Annotated in this window: 18 protein-coding genes and 1 pseudogene; 5 read left to right on the top strand and 14 right to left on the bottom strand. The window is 75.8% G+C overall.

The features are described from left to right. Positions 1-16 precede the first annotated feature (16 nt). The gene (locus tag ACK586_RS09435; RefSeq protein WP_409330215.1) at positions 17-640 is read right to left on the bottom strand and encodes an iron chelate uptake ABC transporter family permease subunit; all 624 of its coding nucleotides are present in this window, start codon (positions 638-640) and stop codon (positions 17-19) included. Positions 641-662: 22 nt separating this feature from the next. Continuing rightward, a pseudogene (locus ACK586_RS09440) lies at positions 663-797 on the bottom strand (metal ABC transporter permease); the annotation flags it as partial. Between the two features lie 152 nt (positions 798-949). On the opposite strand from ACK586_RS09440, the gene aztA reads away from it, so the two are divergent. Further along, on the top strand, positions 950-1,540 hold the full coding sequence (gene aztA / locus ACK586_RS09445; protein WP_409330216.1) for a zinc ABC transporter ATP-binding protein AztA: 591 nt from the start codon (positions 950-952) through the stop codon (positions 1,538-1,540). On the opposite strand, the gene ACK586_RS09450 is transcribed toward aztA, so the two are convergent. The 8 genes from ACK586_RS09450 to ACK586_RS09485 form a co-directional block, all read right to left on the bottom strand. Beyond that, positions 1,525-3,657: a heavy metal translocating P-type ATPase gene (locus ACK586_RS09450; protein WP_409330217.1), complete on the bottom strand. Its 2,133-nt coding sequence runs from the start codon at positions 3,655-3,657 to the stop codon at positions 1,525-1,527. The two genes, aztA and ACK586_RS09450, sit on opposite strands and share 16 nt — an antisense overlap. Beyond that, complete coding sequence (locus ACK586_RS09455) at positions 3,657-3,923, bottom strand: hypothetical protein (RefSeq protein ID WP_409330218.1); 267 nt, start codon at positions 3,921-3,923, stop codon at positions 3,657-3,659. The genes ACK586_RS09450 and ACK586_RS09455 overlap by 1 nt, the downstream gene beginning before the upstream one ends. A gap of 61 nt (positions 3,924-3,984) precedes the next feature. Continuing rightward, positions 3,985-5,004: a metal ABC transporter solute-binding protein, Zn/Mn family gene (locus ACK586_RS09460; RefSeq protein ID WP_409330219.1), complete on the bottom strand. Its 1,020-nt coding sequence runs from the start codon at positions 5,002-5,004 to the stop codon at positions 3,985-3,987. A gap of 83 nt (positions 5,005-5,087) precedes the next feature. Continuing rightward, the gene (locus ACK586_RS09465) at positions 5,088-6,707 is read right to left on the bottom strand and encodes an ABC-F family ATP-binding cassette domain-containing protein (protein WP_409330220.1); all 1,620 of its coding nucleotides are present in this window, start codon (positions 6,705-6,707) and stop codon (positions 5,088-5,090) included. 32 nt (positions 6,708-6,739) lie between these two features. Beyond that, entirely contained in the window at positions 6,740-7,723 is a 984-nt protein-coding gene (locus tag ACK586_RS09470) for a zinc-binding dehydrogenase (protein ID WP_409330221.1), read from the bottom strand. A gap of 34 nt (positions 7,724-7,757) precedes the next feature. Continuing rightward, entirely contained in the window at positions 7,758-7,979 is a 222-nt protein-coding gene (locus tag ACK586_RS09475) for a three-helix bundle dimerization domain-containing protein (protein WP_409330222.1), read from the bottom strand. 167 nt (positions 7,980-8,146) lie between these two features. Next, a complete protein-coding gene (locus ACK586_RS09480) occupies positions 8,147-8,272 on the bottom strand; it encodes a hypothetical protein (RefSeq protein ID WP_409330223.1) in 126 nt (41 codons plus the stop codon). A gap of 11 nt (positions 8,273-8,283) precedes the next feature. Then, positions 8,284-8,865 (bottom strand): class I SAM-dependent methyltransferase, encoded by a 582-nt coding sequence (locus ACK586_RS09485; protein WP_409330224.1) that lies wholly within the window; start codon positions 8,863-8,865, stop codon positions 8,284-8,286. Between the two features lie 64 nt (positions 8,866-8,929). On the opposite strand from ACK586_RS09485, the gene ACK586_RS09490 reads away from it, so the two are divergent. The 3 genes from ACK586_RS09490 to ACK586_RS09500 are packed head-to-tail and all read left to right on the top strand — an operon-like array spanning position 8,930 to position 11,584. After that, on the top strand, positions 8,930-9,475 hold the full coding sequence (locus tag ACK586_RS09490) for a GNAT family N-acetyltransferase (RefSeq protein ID WP_409330225.1): 546 nt from the start codon (positions 8,930-8,932) through the stop codon (positions 9,473-9,475). A 35-nt stretch (positions 9,476-9,510) separates the two neighbouring features. Continuing rightward, entirely contained in the window at positions 9,511-10,575 is a 1,065-nt protein-coding gene (locus tag ACK586_RS09495) for a winged helix DNA-binding domain-containing protein (protein ID WP_409330226.1), read from the top strand. A 37-nt stretch (positions 10,576-10,612) separates the two neighbouring features. Continuing rightward, on the top strand, positions 10,613-11,584 hold the full coding sequence (locus ACK586_RS09500; protein WP_409330227.1) for an aldo/keto reductase: 972 nt from the start codon (positions 10,613-10,615) through the stop codon (positions 11,582-11,584). A 36-nt stretch (positions 11,585-11,620) separates the two neighbouring features. On the opposite strand, the gene ACK586_RS09505 is transcribed toward ACK586_RS09500, so the two are convergent. The 4 genes from ACK586_RS09505 to ACK586_RS09520 all read right to left on the bottom strand — a co-directional run bounded on the left by ACK586_RS09505 (position 11,621) and on the right by ACK586_RS09520 (position 14,406). After that, positions 11,621-12,106 (bottom strand): hypothetical protein, encoded by a 486-nt coding sequence (locus tag ACK586_RS09505; RefSeq protein ID WP_409330228.1) that lies wholly within the window; start codon positions 12,104-12,106, stop codon positions 11,621-11,623. Positions 12,107-12,263: 157 nt separating this feature from the next. After that, positions 12,264-12,725, bottom strand: a complete 462-nt coding sequence (locus ACK586_RS09510) for a nitroreductase family deazaflavin-dependent oxidoreductase (protein ID WP_409330229.1) — start codon at positions 12,723-12,725, stop codon at positions 12,264-12,266. Between the two features lie 9 nt (positions 12,726-12,734). Continuing rightward, a complete protein-coding gene (locus ACK586_RS09515) occupies positions 12,735-14,000 on the bottom strand; it encodes a glutathionylspermidine synthase family protein (RefSeq protein WP_409330230.1) in 1,266 nt (421 codons plus the stop codon). A gap of 10 nt (positions 14,001-14,010) precedes the next feature. Next, positions 14,011-14,406, bottom strand: coding sequence for a hypothetical protein (locus ACK586_RS09520; protein WP_409330231.1), 396 nt, complete (start codon positions 14,404-14,406; stop codon positions 14,011-14,013). A gap of 122 nt (positions 14,407-14,528) precedes the next feature. Between ACK586_RS09520 and ACK586_RS09525 the strand changes: the two genes are divergently transcribed. Beyond that, positions 14,529-16,127 carry a helicase HerA-like domain-containing protein gene (locus ACK586_RS09525; RefSeq protein ID WP_409330232.1) on the top strand — a complete coding sequence of 533 codons (1,599 nt, stop codon included), beginning with the start codon at positions 14,529-14,531 and terminating at the stop codon, positions 16,125-16,127. The last annotated feature ends 91 nt before the right edge of the window (positions 16,128-16,218 follow it).

Consider the following 16,218-nt stretch of genomic DNA (forward strand, 5'->3'; position numbering starts at 1 on the left):
CTGACATCGAGGGGGATCAGCGCGGGACGGCGGCGCGTGCAGCGACCGAGAGGGCCACCAGGGCGACCGCGCAGGAGGCGATGGAGGCTCCACCGGCGGTGCCGGCGTGCCAGGAGAGGAGGAGGCCGCCGACGACGGCGAGCGCGCCGGCCAGGGCCCCCAGCGCCATGGTCGAGGGCAGCCGGCGGGTCCACTGGCGGGCCGCCGCAGCGGGGGCCAGCAGCAGCGCGACCACGAGGAGGGTGCCCAGCGCCTGGTAGGACACCACCACCGCGGCGCTGACGGCCAGCACCATGACGGCGTGCGCCAGGCGCGGCCGCAGACCGAGCGTGGCAGCGGTGCGCTCGTCGAAGCTCAGGGCCACGAAGGCCCGGTGGAACAGCAGGCACACCGCGCCGAGGACCACGAGGCCGACGGCCAGCAGCACCAGGTCCGAGCGCCGCACGGCGAGCACGTCGCCGAACAGGATCGCGGTGACGTCGGTGGCGAACGACCTGGACCGCGACACGATCAGCACGCCCAGCGCGAGCATGCCGACGAAGAGCAGCCCGATCGCGGTGTCGGACGACAGCCGGGCCCGGCGGGCCACGACGCCGACCCCGATGCTCATGAGGCCGGCACTGACCGCGGCCCCGGCCACCGGGGGGCCAGCCGGTCAGCGTCGCGACCGCGACGCCGGGGAGCATCCCGTGCGACAGCGCCTCCCCCAGGAACGCCATGCCCCGGACGACGACCCAGGTGCCGACGACGGCGCACGTCACCGCGGCGAGGACGCCCCCGAGGAGCGCGCGCTGCATGAACGGGACCGTGAAGGGGTCGAGGAGCCAGGACACCGGGCGAGCGTAACGGGAACGATTCTCGCTCTTGCTAGGGTGGCCCGGTGCCTGCCGCCGCGATCGAGCTCGACGACCTCAGCGTGCGCCGCGGCTAGACCCTGGCGCTCGACGGGGTGTGCGCCCGCCTGCCCGCCTCGGCGGTGACCGCCGTCGTCGGGGCCAACGGCGCGGGCAAGTCGACCCTGCTCGACGTCCTCGCCGGCGTCCTGCGCCCCAGTGCCGGCCGGGTCGACGGGCTGTGCGGACGCACGGTCGCCTACGTCCCCCAGCGCAGCGCCGTGCCCGACCACCTGCCGCTGACCGTCGGGGACACGATCGCCATGGGGCGGTGGCGCGAGCGGGGTCCGTGGCGGCGGCTGCGTGCGGCCGACCGGGCCCTGGTCGCGGAGGCGGCCGGGCACCTGGGCCTCACCGACCTGCTGGTGGCGCCGCTGTCGGGCGTCTCCGGCGGCCAGCGGCAGCGTGCCCTGCTGGCCCAGGGACTGGTCGCGCGGGCCGACGTCCTGCTGGTCGACGAGCCGACCGCCGGGGTGGACGCCGCCACCCAGCAGGCCGTGCTGCAGGCGCTGGCCGCGGAGGCCGGGCGCGGCGCCGTCGTCGTGCACGCCACGCACGAGCCGGCCGCCGTCGAGCGTGTCGACACCGTGCTCGCCCTCACCAGCGGCCGCATCGACGGTGCACTGTCCGGCTACGGGCGGCGGTAGCGCACCAGGCGGGCCGAGTTGCCGGCCACGGCCACGCTCGAGGCGTTGTGCAGGACCGCCGCGAGCACCGGGGACAGCGCTCCCCCGGCGCCGAGCAGCAGCCCGACGCCGTTGACCGCGATGGACAACCCGTAGTTCTGCCGGACCACCTGCAGGGTGCGGCCGCCGAGGTCGCGCAGGTCCAGCAGCCGGCGCAGGTCGTCCCCGACCAGGGCGACGTCGGCGGTCTCCACCGCCACGTCGGTGCCGGAGATCCCCATCGCGATGCCGATGTCCGCGGCGGCCAGGGCCGGCGCGTCGTTGGTCCCGTCCCCCACCACGGCCACCGTGTAGCCGGCAGCCCGGAGCGCGGTGACGACGTCCTGCTTGTCCTCCGGCAGCGACTCCGCGCGCCACTCGTCGATGCCGAGCTCCGCGGCGACGGCGGCGGCAGTGACCGCGTGGTCACCGGTGAGCATGACGATCCGGCGCACCCCGGAGGCCTGCAGAGCCGCCAGCACCTCCGCGGACTCCGGCCGGATCTCGTCGCGCAGGCTCACCAGGCCGACCAGCTCGCCGTCCACCGCGAGCAGCAGCGGGGTCTCCCCCGCCGCCCGCAGATCCGCGAGCCACGTCCGGGCGTCGTCCGCCACCGGCACACCCTCGGCGGCCATCAGCGGCTCGCTGCCGAGCAGCAGCACCCGGCCGTCGGCCTGCGTGCGCATCCCCAGGCCGAGCAGGACCTCGCACTCCTCGTGCGGCGGGATGAAGACGTGCCGCTCCTCGGTGGAGCGGATGACGGCCTGCGCGAGCGGGTGCCGGGAGTGGATCTCCGAGCTGGCGGCGTAGCCGAGCACCTGCTCGGGCGTCCAGCCGTCGGAGAAGGAGACGACGTTGGTGACGACGGGCCGGCCGACGGTGAGCGTGCCCGTCTTGTCGAACACGACGGCGTCCACCCGCCCGGCCGCCTCGAGGTGCGCGCCGCCCTTGACCAGCACGCCGCGGGAGGCGCCGTTGCCGATGGCGGCGCTGACCGCCGTCGGGGTGGACAGGCCGACCGCGCAGGGGCAGGCGATGAGCAGCATGGTCATGGCCCGGCGGACGTCCCCGGTGACCGCCCAGGTCAGCGCGGACAGCGCGAAGGACGCGGGCACGAAGCGCCGGGAGAAGGAGTCGGCGACGGTCTGGATCGGGGCGCGGTCGTCCTGCGCCGCCTCGACGCGGGCGATGATCCGGCCGATCGCGGTGTCGGACCCGGTCGCCGAGGCGCGGACGACGATCCGCCCGCGCAGATTCACCGAGCCGGCGTGGACGTGGGTCCCCGGCGCGACGGCGACGGGCAGCGGCTCGCCGGTGATCGCGGCCTGGTCGACGACGCCCTCGCCCTCGACGACCTCGCCGTCGACGGGGAGCGCCACCTGCTCGTGGACGACGACCAGGTCCCCGACCCGCAGCCGGCCCACGTCCACCTGGACCTCGGTGCCGTCGGGCAGCCGGATCCACGCCGCCGACGCGCTGCCGGCGAGCAGGTCGGCGATCGCCCGGCGGGTGCGGCGCAGGGTGAGGGTCTGCAACCACTCGCCGATGTTGAGCAGCCACAGCACGGTGAGGGCGACGACGTTCTCGCGCAGCAGCAGGCTGGCGACCGTCGCCGCGGTGACCAGCGCGTCCGTGCCGGCCGAGCGCTTGCCCGCCAGCGCCCCCGCCGCACCCTTGACGAAGGGGTAACCGGTGAAGATCGTCAACGCGGTCGCCGCCGCGCGGCCGCGGCCGGTCAGCAGGGGCGGGCGGCCGAAGCCGTAGCGGCGCACCCCCAGCAGCACCAGCGCGGCGCCGCCCACGACGATCCGCACGAGGTCGCCGTTGGCGACGTCGGCCGAGCGCGGCTCCCGGGTCGCGACCGCGTCGGCGGGGGCCGCCACGCCTTTCGCGACCGCGGCGAGGACGGCGTCCCGGTCGGCGTCGGCGGCCAGCCACACGACCACGTGCGCGGTCACCGGGAAGGCCTGGACCGCGAGCACCCCCTCGACCTCGTCGAGGGCGTCCTCGACGGCGACCGCGCGCGACGGCGACCCGGTCAGCTCGCCGACGTGCAGCCGGACGCGCCCGCCGGCGTCGGCGACGACGACCGGCGGCATCAGTGCTCGTGCGTGTGGGCGTCCGTGCCCCGGGCCGGCGGCGGGACCGTCTCGCCCAGGTCGGCATAGGCGCGGGCCCGGCGGGAGGCCACGATCCCCCACCGCGTCGCGCCGACGGCGGCCTTGCGGGGCAGGCTGCCGGGCTCGCTGCCCTCCGCCAGGCGGACCACCAGGACCCCGGCCACCCCGCTGGCGACGGCCCCGGCGGTGCGCCGCAGGACCCGGCCGGTGCCCCGGGCGCGCTCGCGGTTCTTCGACTCGGACACGCTTCTCCTCTTGCCGACCGGCGGGGGCGGCGCCGGGCGCGCCGCCCCCTTTTTCTACGCCTCAGGCCTGGAAGACGGCCGACAGGGCCCGCAACTGGGCCAGCTGCCAGTCGACGAAGGACCCCTCGTCGTCCGGGACGGACTCGGTGACCTCGACGACCGGCACGCCGGCGTCCTCGGCGGTCGACCGCAGCTGCTCGGGCACGCTGCCCTCGGTCTGGCTGTTGTAGATCAGGACGTCGGCCTCGCCGGCCTCCAGGGTCGACTGGAAGGCGGCGACGTCACCGGGCGCCGGGTCGGTCTCGTTGCTCGCCGCGTCGCGGTAGCCCTCGGGCGTGACGTCGGTCAGGCCGATCGCCTCGGCCATGTACTCGAAGACCGACTCGGTGGCCAGGTAGCTGCGCCCCTCCGCGGCGGTCCGCAGGCTCTCGATCTCGTCGAGGTAGGGCTGCATCTCCGCCTCCCAGGCGGCGGCCCGCTCGGCGAAGTAGTCGGCCGCGTCCGGCGAGAGCTCGCTGAGCTCTGCCGTGATCGCGCCGGCGGCCTGCTGCACGTGGTCCGGGGAGTACCAGATGTGCGGGTTGACGCCGCCGTGGCCGTGGCCGTCCTCCTCGGCGTGCTCCTCCTCGTCCCCGTGCTCGTCCTCGGCGTGCTCGCCCTCCTCCTCGGCGTGCTCCTCGGTCTCGATGCCGACGACCTCGGCGAGGTCGAGCACGACGGGGGCCGGGTTCACGTTGCCCGCCGCGTCGGCCGCCCAGTGGTCGTAGTCGGCGCCGTTGAGCACCACGAGCCCGGCCTCCTCGAAGGCCGCGATGTCCCCGGTGGTCGGCTCGAAGTCGTGCGGGTCGACCGCGGTCGAGCTGATCACGGTCGTCACCGTCGCGCAGTCGCCACCCAGCGACTCGACGACGTCGCCCCACTGACCCACGGAGACGACGACGTCGACGACCTCGCCGGGGCAGGCGTCGGCGTCGCCCTCGCTGGTGGTGACCCCGCCGCCCCCGTCCGCCCCGCAGGCGGCGAGGACGAGCGTGGCGGCCCCGGCCAGGGCCAGGACGGCGGTACGGGACTGGCGGCGCATGAGGTACTCCAGAGTGGCAACGGTAATGATTCCCGGTGCCACTATGCCTCATCTGCCGCGGTCGGTGCGACCGCCCCCTCCGCTCAGCGGGCCCGGGCCACCCGTGCCTCGTCGAAGACCGGCTCGGCCGACTCGTACACCCGCCCGTCGGCGCCGAAGACCAGGAACCGGTCGAACGAGCGGGCGAACCAGCGGTCGTGCGTCACCGCGAGCACCGTCCCGTCGAAGGCGGCCAGCGCCTCCTCCAGCGACTCGGCCGAGAGCACGTCGAGGTTGTCGGTCGGCTCGTCGAGCAGCAGCAGGGTCGCCCCCGACAGCTCGAGCATCAGCACCTGGAACCGGGCCTGCTGCCCGCCCGACAGCGTGCGGAAGAGCTGGTCGCCGGACTCGGCCAGTCCGTACCGGCGCAGTGCGGCCATCGCCCGCCCCCGGTCGACGCCGGGCCGTCCGGGCTCGCCGTGCCAGAGCAGGTCCACCGGCGTGCGGTCCAGCCACTCCGGGTGGGCGTGGGTCTGCGCGAACAGCCCGGGGACGACGCGCGCGCCCAGCCGCCAGTCGCCGGTGTGCGCCACCTCCTGCCCGGCCAGCAGCCGCAGGAAGTGCGACTTGCCGGCGCCGTTGGCGCCGAGGACGCCGACCCGGTCGCCGTACCAGAGCTCCACGTCGAACGGCCGCATCAGGCCGGTGAGCTCCAACTGCTCGGCCACGACCGCCCGCACGCCGGTCCGCCCGCCGCGCAGCCGCATCGCCACCTCCTGCTGCGGGGGCCGGTCCGGCGGCGGGCCGGCCGCCTCGAACTTCGCCAGCCGGGTCTGCGCCGCGGAGTACCGGCTGGCCATGTCCGGGGAGTTGGCCGCCTGCTGCTGCAGCGTCCGCACGAGGTCGACCAGCCGCTGGTGCTCCTCCTCCCACCGGCGGCGGACCTCGGCCAGCCGCTCGTGCCGCGCCGTCCGCGCCGCCGGGTAGGTCGCGAAGCCGCCGCCGTGCACCCACGCCGTCCCGCCCTCGACGGTGACCACGCGATCGGCCACCCGGGCCAGCAGCTCCCGGTCGTGGCTGACGAACAGCACCGTCTTGCGGGTCTCCCGCAGCCGCTTCTCCAGCCAGCGCTTGCCGGGGACGTCGAGGTAGTTGTCCGGCTCGTCGAGCAGCAGCACCTCGTCGGGTCCGCGCAGCAGCGCCTCGAGCGCCAGCCGCTTCTGCTCCCCACCGGACAGCGTGGACAGCTCCCGGTACTTGCACCGGTCGTAGGGAACGCCGAGCGCGGCGACGGTCACGGTGTCCCAGGTGACCTCGGCGTCGTACCCGCCGGCGTCCCCCCACGCGCCGAGCGCGTCGGCGTAGGCGAGCTGGGCAGGCTCGTCGTCGGTCTCCATCAGGGTGAGCTCGGCGGCCTCGAGCGCGTCCCAGGCCGCGCGCACGGCGGGCGGCGAGAGGTCGACCAGGAACCGCTGCACGGTCGTGTCGTCGCGCACCGAGCCGATGAACTGGCGCATCACGCCGAGACCGCCCGCGCGGGCGACGGCGCCGTCCTCGGGGACGAGGTCCCCGGCGACGATCCGCAGCAGCGTCGTCTTCCCGGCGCCGTTCTCCCCGACGAGAGCGGCGCGGGCGCCCTCGCCCACCCGGAACGACACGTCGTGCAGCAGCACCCGCCCGTCGGACAGGGTGTGCCGGATCCCGCTGACGTCGACGTAACCCACCCGGACAGTGTCCGGATCCGGGCAACGCGGTGTCAGCCGGTGCGCAGCACCACCTTGCCCGCGGTCCGGCGCTGCTCGAGGTCGGCGTGGGCGCGGGCCGCGTCGGCCAGCGGGTACTCGCTGACCAGCGGCCGCCAGGCACCGGCGGCCACCCGCTCCAGCGCGCGGCCGGCCAGGCCCGGGATGCCGCCGGGCAGCGCGACCATCCGCGGCCCGAGCGACCACCCGGCGGTGATCCCCAGCCGGACGACGTCACCGGTGTCGAACCGCGTCGGGCTGCCCGCCGAGTACCCGAACAGCACCAGCCGCCCGCCGGGGCGCAGCAGCTCCAGCGCGCACCGGCCGACCGCCCCGCCCACGCCGTCGTAGACCAGCGTCACCCCGCCGGTCGCCGCGCGGACCCGCTCGTCCCAGCCGGCTGCGGTGTAGTCGACGACCAGGTCCGCGCCCAGCTCCGCGAGCCGGGCGACCTTGCCCGGACCGCCGGCGGCGGCCACCACGGTGGCGCCGGCCGCCCGGGCCGCCTGTACGAGCAGCCACCCCATCCCGCCGGCCGCCGAGGGCACCAGGACGACGTCGTCCGCGGACGGCGGCTCCAGCTCCAGCACGCCCAGCGCCGTGCGCCCCGTGGCCACGGCGGCGACCGCGTCGGCCCACCCGACCCGCTCGGGCAGGGCGAACAGCTGCCCGTCGACGGCGGTGACGGCCTGCTCGGCGTAACCACCGGGGACCGGCCCGAGGTGGGCGACGACCCGCCGGCCGAGCCAGGCCGGGTCGACGCCGTCCCCGAGCGCGTCGACCACGCCGGCGACCTCCCGCCCCGGGACGGTCGGCAGCGCGGGCAGCGGCAGCGACACCGGACCGGGGTCGCCGCGGCGCAGCGTGGTGTCGACCAGGTGGACCCCGGCGGCCTCGACCGCGATGCGGACCTGCCCCGGTCCGGGTGCCAGGTCGGGCAGCTCGTCGAGGACGAGGCGGTCGGGGGCGCCGAACTCGTGCAGTCGGATGGCTCGCATGCACCCGAGGCAACCGCCTCACGTGCACTCGAGGTCAAGCCGAGCGGGTCTCCGACTCCAGGCGGGCGCGGGCCAGCCGCTCCACCAGCTCGGGGAGCGCGGTGGCCGGTACGCCGCTGAGGTCGCGGCGGCAGCTGCGGACGACGGTGCCGATCACCTGCGGGCGGAGCGTGGAGCGGAACTCGTCGGTGAGCCGCACGACCGCCTGGTCGACCGCGGCGTCGTCGTCCGACGTCCTGGCCAGCACTCGCGTCATCCGTCGTCCTCCCCCTGCCTGCCCGTCACCGGCTCCAGTCCCCCGACCGGCGCGGCCATACGGTGCCTCGCCGTTCCCCGGGGGGCCAGGGACCAAGGGCCCAGGGGCCGGTCGGAGGGCAGCGGCGGCTGCGCGTGTCGCCACCGGCGCGCCGGTGCGGTCCCCCGTCAGCCCAGGACGAGGGAGAGCGCCGTCGCGAGGACCGCGAGCAGCATCGCCAGCACCACGACCGCGGCGACGATCCGCCGGCGCCGCTCGGCGTCGGGCCCGCCCGCGCCACCCATGCCCATCACGGGACGCAACGCTACGTCGCCGGCCGGCGTCCCGACAGCAGCGTGTCCAGCGCGGTCCCGGCCGGCGTCTGCCGGGTCACCTGCTCGAGCCGGTCGACGTCGAGCAGCGCCGCCACGCCGGCGAAGCGCTCGACGCCGTGCAGGATCGCCGGCTCCTGCGGGCCACCCACCCCGCGCTCGACGTTCTCGACGTCGTGACCGAGCACCAGCAGCCGCCCGCCCGGCCGCAGCCAGCCGACGGCACGCGCCAGGAGGTCCTCGAGGTCCGGTGGCGGGAGGTGCAGGTAGGCGACGAGCACGAGGTCCACCGGCCGCTCCGGGCCGGGCCAGGCCAGGACGTCGGCGGCCACCCAGTCCACGCCCTCGGCCCCTGCTCGCCCGCGCCCGCGGGCCAGCCCGGTGGCCGAGAAGTCGACGGCGGTCACCCGCCAGCCGCGGGCGGCCAGCCACAGCGCGTGCCGGCCCTCGCCCGCGGCCAGGTCCACCGCCGTCCCGGGCGGGACGTCGGCGAGCAGCTCGGCGACCAGCGCGTTCGGCTCCCCGGACCACTGCTGCTTCTCGGCGTACCGGGCGTCCCAGGCGTGCGCGTCCACGCCGCCGATCCTGGCAGGGCGCCGCCGCGGTGCGCTCCCGCCCGCCCGGCGGCAGGGTGGTGGGGTGGCCGACCTCCCCCAGGTGCGACTGGCGCCCCTCGAGCCGGAGCTGCTGCTCGCCGTCCTGCCGTGGTTCGACCACCCGGAGGTGCAGCGGCGCCTCGGGGACCGGTCGTGGCCCGAGCGCGAGATGGCGCTGCGGACCGGCGTCCCGCCGTTCGAGGAGTTCCGCGGCCGGCGGGTGCTGCGCACCCACACGTTCGTGGCCGTCGACACCGACGACCGGCCGGTCGCGCAGATCGGCGGCGACGTCTACGACCGGTGGACGACGTGGGACCCCGCGGCCGAGCAGGTGACCGCCACCGACGACCGCCGCAGCATGGGCGCGGCCTACGTCGTCGACCCGGGGCGGTGGGGCCGCGGCTACGGCCGGGCCACGCTGCGCGCGCTGGTCGACGCCCCCGAGACCGCCGACGTCGAGCTCTTCGTGCTCGGCATCGACCCGGGCAACACCGCCAGCCTGCGGGTGGCCGCCGGCGCCGGGTTCACGCCGCTGACCACCGAGCCCGACGCCGAGGACATGGTGTACGTCCAGCTGTCCCGGTCGTAGCGCCGGTCGTCGTCCGCCCGTGGCACCCTGCCGGCGTGACGACCTCCACGCGCGAGCTGGCCCTGCTCCGCCTGGTCGCCCAGCGGCTGGCCGGCCCGCCGGCGGCGGACGCCGCCTCCGCGGTCCGGGAGCTGCTGTGCGCCCAGGGCCAGGGCCTGCCGGGCGCGCTCACCTCGGTGGCGCTGCGGACCCGGGACCGGTCGCTCGACGGGGTGCGGGCCGCGCTCGACGCCGGTGAGGTGGTCCGCTCCTGGCCGATGCGCGGCACCCTGCACCTGGTCCCGGCGCCGGACCTGCGCTGGCTGCTCGAGCTGTGCGGCCCCCGCGTGCTGGCCGGCGCGGCGAAGCGGCGGGCCGGCCTGGGCCTCACCGAGGCCGACGCGGAGCGGGCCCGCGAGCAGGCCGTCACGGCGCTCTCCGGGGGCCGGCGGCTGGGCCGCGCCGAGCTGCTCGCGGCGATCGGCGAGGCCGTCGACGTGAGCGGTCAGCGGGGCTACCACCTGCTCTGGTACGCGGCGCAGACCGGCACCACCTGCATGGGCCCGGTGGACGGCGGTGAGCAGGCCTTCGTCCTGCTCGACGAGTGGGTGCCGCAGCCGCGCCGGCTCTCCGGCGGGGAGGCCCTGGCCGAGCTGGCCCGCCGCTACCTCACCGGCCACGGGCCCGCGTCCGACGCCGACCTGGCCCGCTGGTCCGGGCTGACGCTGCGCGACGTCCGCGCCGGCATCGCCGCCGTCCGGACGGAGCTGGCCGCGGTCGAGGTCGAGGGCCGGGAGCTGCTCATGGCGCCGGACCTGCCCGACCGGCTGGCCGCGTGCCGGGCCGAGGCGGAGGACGCCGTCCTGCTGCTGCCCGGCTTCGACGAGCTGGTGCTCGGCTACGCCGACCGCACGTGCGTGGTGCCGGCGCAGTTCGCCGACCGGATCGTCCCCGGCGGCAACGGGATGTTCCGGCCGACGGTGCTGCACGGCGGCCGGGCGCTGGGGACCTGGCGGTGGAAGGGCAGCGGCGCGAGACGGGTCGTGGCCCCCGAGCCGTTCACCGACCTCCCCGACGCCGTGGCCGCCGCGCTGCCCGGGGTGGCCGCCACGCTGCCCTGACGTGCAGCCGGCCGCGCGCGGGAGTTGGGTGGGGGCCATGGAGTACACCCGTCTGGGCAGCACCGGCCTGCAGGTCTCGCGGATCTGCCTGGGGATGATGAGCTTCGGCGATCCGCAGCGCGGCACCCACCCGTGGAGCCTGCCGGAGGAGGACAGCCGCCGGCTGATCGAGAAGGCGCTGGCCGCCGGCATCACCTTCCTCGACACGGCGAACGTCTACTCGGCCGGCTCCAGCGAGGAGATCACCGGCCGCGCGATCCGCGACTTCACCGACCGCGAGGACGTCGTCCTCGCCACCAAGGTGCACGGCCGGATGCGGCCGGGCCCCAACGGTGCGGGGCTCTCCCGCAAGGCGATCCTCGCCGAGCTCGAGGCCTCGCTGCGGCGGCTGGGCACCGACTACGTCGACCTCTACCAGATCCACCGCTGGGACCCGCACACCCCGATCGAGGAGACCCTCGAGGCGCTGGACTCCGCCGTGCGCTCGGGGAAGGTGCGCTACCTCGGCGCCTCGTCGATGTGGGCCTGGCAGTTCTCCAAGGCGCTGCACCTGGCCGGGGAGCGCGGCTGGCACCGCTTCGTGTCGATGCAGGACCACTACAACCTGCTCAACCGGGAGGAGGAGCGGGAGATGCACCCGCTCTGCGCCGACCAGGGCATCGGCGTCATCCCGTGGAGCCCGCTGGCCCGCGGCCGGCTCACCCGCGACTGGGACGAGGCCACCGCCCGGTCGCAGACCGACGAGTTCGGCAAGCGGCTCTACGACGAGGCCTCGGACCGCGCGGTCGTCGAGCGCGTCGCCGAGGTCGCGGCGGCCCGCGGGGTGCCGCGGGCGCAGGTGGCCCTGGCCTGGGTGCTGAGCAAGCCGGTGGTCTCGGCGCCGATCGTCGGCGTCACCAAGGACGCCCACCTCGACGACGCGGTGGCCGCCGTGGACCTGCGGCTCACCGCCGAGGAGATCGCGCGCCTCGAGGAGCCGTACCGGCCGCACGAGGTCGTCGGCTTCTGATGGAAGGCCCCGGCGCCCCCCGGCACCGGGGCCGGGTCAGCGCGAGAACAGGCGGGCGAGGAAGCCCTTCTTCGCGGGCTCCCATCCGGCGGCGGCGAGCAGGTCGAACAGCGGCTGCTTGATCCGCGAGGTCTCGAACGAGTAGCTCCAGGTGGACCCCTCCTCGCCGTGCGAGTTCGCCCGCAGCGCGATGCCGCCGCCCCACTGCTTGCCGACGCTCTTGCCCCTGAACAGGTCCTTCGAGCCGGAGAAGCCGATCGAGCCGTCGGGGCGGAGGCCGCCGCGCGTCTCGCTCCCGCTCTTGCGCTCGACGAAGTCGTAGGTGCCCGACGTCTCGTCGAGTGTCACGGTGAGCGCGTATTCGATGTCGATCGTCCCGCCGGCCACCAGGTTCGTGTAGCTGACGTCGGCGACGTCCCAGGTGCCGATCACCCGGTTGCCCTCGCAGGTGTAGCGGAACGGCTGGCCGGGCGGGTTCAGCTCGGCGGCGATGCGGGCGCAGGTCTCGGCGATGCTGGGCACGAGGACCACCTCGGGTGAATCGGGGGACCGGACGGCGCCGGAGTGTGGCCCACCCCACCCGGCCGCGCCAGGGACCGGCGCGCGGCGACCCGGCGAGATCTGCACACTCGTCGGCATCAGCCGCTGATGGTGACGAGTGTGCAGATCTCGCGGAGGGTCAGGCCGGGTTGGCCGGCTGCGCGCGCTCGACGACGAACACCGGGATGACCCGGTCGGTCTTCCGCTGGTACTCGGCGTAGGGCGGGTAGGCGGCGACCGCCCGCTCCCACCACTGCGCCTTCTCCTCGCCGGTCACCTCGCGGGCGACGCCGTCCCAGGGCTCGGGACCGTCCTGGACGGTCACCTGGTCGGGATACGCGCGCAGGTTGGCCACCCACGCGGGGTCCCTCGGCGCTCCGCCCTGCGATCCGACCATGGCGTAGGCCCCCGCGTGCTCGACCCGCATCAGCGCCTGCTTGCGGACCTTGCCGCTCTTCGCGCCCCGGGTGCTGAAGATGCACACCGGCAGCCCGGTGTCGCGCAGCGTGTTGGCCTCCCGGCCCCCGGTCGCCTCGTAGCGCTCGACCTGCTCGCGCACCCAGGCCTCGGGGCTCGGCTCGTACTCACCCTCCAACGGCATGACCCGAACCTAGGCCGGTCCGCCGTCCGCGGCGCGGTGGGCGGGCCAGGCAGCGTGGTGGTCGATGGCGTGCGGCACGAAGAAGCTCAGGTTGTCGGTCACCAGCCCGTCGCTCTCCCGGATGCCCAGCCCGGCCGGCTCCCCGTCGACCACCCAGGCGCCGAGCACCGGGTGGTGCGGGCCGTCCACGCCGGGGAAGTCCGGCAGCGGGGCGAACTCCTGGACGACGAAGCCCTCGGTGCCGTAGCGCCCGGGCAGCTCCACCGCGACCTGCCCGTCCCGGACGATCGCCACGTTGGCACCCTCCCGCCCCCACAGCGGCTTGCGCACGTAGGTCCGCCAGGACGCCGGCATCTCGTCGGCGAAGTAGGCGGGCAGCAGCAGCGGGGAGAGCACCGGGTCGCTGCCGAACAGCTGCCACAGCACCGGCAGCAGCGCCTTGGTGCTCCAGAGCATCTTGTAGGGCGGCTCGACCCAGGTCGTGCCGCCCGGGCGGGCGCCGTCGGCGAGGACGGCGGGGCCGAACTCGTCCTCGACGAGCCACTCCCAGGGGTAGAGCTTGAAGACGACGTCGAGGTGGCGGCCCTGCTGGTCGTAGAACCGGCCGTCGCCGTCGTCGAGCACGATGTCCTCGACGACCAGCTCGACCGCCTCGTAACCGGCCTGGACGACGGTGTCCATCAGGTAGGCGACGGTCATCCGGTCCTCACCGGAGGCCTCCTCGCTGGTCCAGGCCAGGTGCACCCGCGGCCGGACGCCGGTGCGCCGCTCCCAGCGCAGGAGGTTGCGCTGCCACGCGGCGACGAGCTTCTCGTGCAGCGCGTTCCACTGGTCGCCACCCTGGCCGGTGAACAGGTGCCAGTTCCACTGGGTGACGGCGGACTCGACCAGGCCGGTGGGGGTGTCGGCGTTGAACTCCAGCAGCTGCGGCGGGCCGGTGCCGTCGTAGCGCAGGTCGAAGCGGCCGTACACGCTGGGCGGCTCGGACTCCCAGGTGCGGCGGATCTCCGGCCGCGCCATCGGCGGGATGCCCATCCGGCCGAACAGGTCGTGCTCGACGACGTGGTCCCCGGCCGCCACGCACATCTCGAACAGCTGCGCGACCCAGCCTTCCAGCCGCTGCACCTCGGCCATCGTGAAGTCGTAGAAGGGGCCCTCGCGCCAGTAGCTGCGCGACTCGCCGCCGGGCAGGTGGGTGCGGTTGTAGACCAGCCCCTGCGCCTCGATCTCGGCTTCCCACCCGGGCCGGACGACGCCGGACTCGATGCGCCTCACCCGGTGCGCCTCAACTGCCCCCGCCGGTGCCCGCGCGCCCGCCGGTCCCCGACCCGATGCCGCCGCTGACCCGGGTCCCGCTGGTCACCTTGCCGCTGGCCGGCAGCCCCGCGTTGCGGCGGGCGGTGGTGTCGCGCGGGTCGATCCGCGTGCCCCCGCCGGGCAGCACCGTGCCGACCGGGAGGCCGCGGCCGAAGGCGCCCAGGTAGAGGAAGAACAGCCCGCCGCCGCGGTAGCCGTCGTCGCAGAAGTCGTCGTCGACGATCTCGCCGTCCTCGTTCGTGCAGTAGGCGACCTGCTCGCCCTCGTCGTCGCCGCCGACGGCGCAGCCGGCGAGGTAGCCGGTGGCCGCGGTCGCCAGCACCGTCGTCGTCAGGGCGCTCTTGACGCGGTTGGAGACCGCCACGGGATCCTCCCCCGGCTCGTGGGACCTGCGCCCCGACAGTAGTCGCCGGCCCTCCTCCCGCTCCGCGCCGCCGGCGGGGCCGGAAGAGGGCCCGCGCGCGGCCGGCGGGTTACCGTCGCCCGGTGAGCGAGCCGACCGATCCGGCGCAGGACGCCGCGGAGCGCATCGCCGCGGGGTACGCGTCCACCGGGCCGGCGGTGGAGCTGGGCGCGGTCGTGCTGGAGGGCCGCCCGCACCCCGGCGCACGCGTGCGGCTGCCGCTGGCGATGCTCACCCGGCACGGTCTCATCGCGGGCGCGACCGGCACGGGCAAGACGAAGACCCTCCAGCTGGTGGCCGAGCAGCTGTCCGCGGCCGGCGTCCCGGTCGTGGTGGCCGACCTCAAGGGCGACCTCGCCGGGCTGGTGCGGCCCGGTGCCGACGGCGACCGCGTGCGGGAACGCGTCGCCGCGACCGGCGACACCTGGACCTCCACCGGCTTCCCGGTGGAGTACCTGGCGCTGGGCGGGCTGGGCACCGGCGTGCCGGTGCGCGCGACGGTGACCGACTTCGGCCCCGTGCTGCTGAGCAAGGTGCTCGGCCTGAACGCTACCCAGGAGAGCTCCCTGGGGCTCGTCTTCCACCACGCCGACGCCGTGGGCCTGCCGCTGCTCGACCTCGCCGACCTGCGCGCCGTCCTGACCTGGCTGACGAGCAAGGCCGGGAAGGCGGAGCTGGAGGGGCTCGGCGGGCTGTCCAAGGCCACCGCGGGCGTCATCCTCCGCCAGCTGGTCGCGCTGGAGGACCTCGGCGGGGACGTCTTCTTCGGCGAGCCGGAGTTCGAGCCCGCCGACCTCCTCCGCACCGCCGCCGACGGCCGCGGGGTGATCAGCGCGGTCGAGCTGCCGGCGATCCAGGACCGGCCGGCGCTGTTCTCGACGTTCCTCATGTGGCTGCTGGCCGAGCTGTTCGAGGAGCTGCCGGAGGTCGGCGACCTCGACCGGCCGCGCCTGGTCTTCTTCCTCGACGAGGCACACCTGCTGTTCACCGGTGCGAGCAGGGCCTTCCTGGAGGCGGTCACCCAGACCGTGCGGCTCATCCGCTCGAAGGGCGTCGGGATCTTCTTCGTGACCCAGAACCCCACCGACGTCCCGCGGGCGGTGCTCGCGCAGCTGGGCAACCGCGTCCAGCACGCGCTGCGGGCGTTCACCCCCGAGGACGCCGACGCACTGGCCAGGACGGTGAAGACGTTCCCGCGCAGCGAGGACTACGACGTCGCCACGCTGCTCACCTCGCTGGGCACCGGCGAGGCCGCCGTCACCGTGCTCTCCGAGCGCGGCGCCCCCACACCGCTGGCCTGGACGGTGCTGCGGGCGCCGCGCTCGCACATGGGGACGGTCGAGCCGGCCGAGCTGGCCGCCGCCGTGGCCGCCTCACCGCTGCTCCCGCGCTACGGCGCGCCCGTGGACCGGGAGTCGGCACGGGAGCTGCTGGCCGCCCGCCTGGCGCCGCCGGCGCCCGTCCCGCAGGCGGAACCCGGGCCGCTGCAGCCGGACCCGCTGCCTCCGCTGCCGAGCCCGTGGCCGGAGATGGACAGCCCGGTGCCGGCGCCGCACCGACGCCGGAACTCCGGTGACGACCTGCTGGAGAAGGCGCTCGGCTCCTTCGCCCGGTCGGTCGGGTCGGCGCTCGGGCGGGAGATCACCCGCGGCCTGTTCGGCACCCGGCGCCGCCGCCGCTGACCGGATCGGCGGCCGGCGCGGCCGGTCCACCGCCGGCAGGCGCAGGCCGGCCGGCGGCGATACCGTCCGCGGCGGTACCGCTTCCGCTCCG

It is taken from the genome of Trujillonella humicola, assembly GCF_046233715.1.
Lineage (GTDB): Bacteria > Actinomycetota > Actinomycetes > Mycobacteriales > Geodermatophilaceae > Trujillonella > Trujillonella humicola.

Bases quoted from the DNA above. Each gene is read 5' to 3' on its own strand.
- ACK586_RS09460 (WP_409330219.1), bottom strand. From the start codon at position 5,004: ATGCGCCGCCAGTCCCGTACCGCCGTCCTGGCCCTGGCCGGGGCCGCC.
- ACK586_RS09510 (WP_409330229.1), bottom strand. From the start codon at position 12,725: ATGCCGTTGGAGGGTGAGTACGAGCCGAGCCCCGAGGCCTGGGTGCGC.
- ACK586_RS09500 (WP_409330227.1), top strand. From the start codon at position 10,613: ATGGAGTACACCCGTCTGGGCAGCACCGGCCTGCAGGTCTCGCGGATC.
- ACK586_RS09475 (WP_409330222.1), bottom strand. From the start codon at position 7,979: ATGACGCGAGTGCTGGCCAGGACGTCGGACGACGACGCCGCGGTCGAC.
- ACK586_RS09450 (WP_409330217.1), bottom strand. From the start codon at position 3,657: ATGCCGCCGGTCGTCGTCGCCGACGCCGGCGGGCGCGTCCGGCTGCAC.
- ACK586_RS09470 (WP_409330221.1), bottom strand. From the start codon at position 7,723: ATGCGAGCCATCCGACTGCACGAGTTCGGCGCCCCCGACCGCCTCGTC.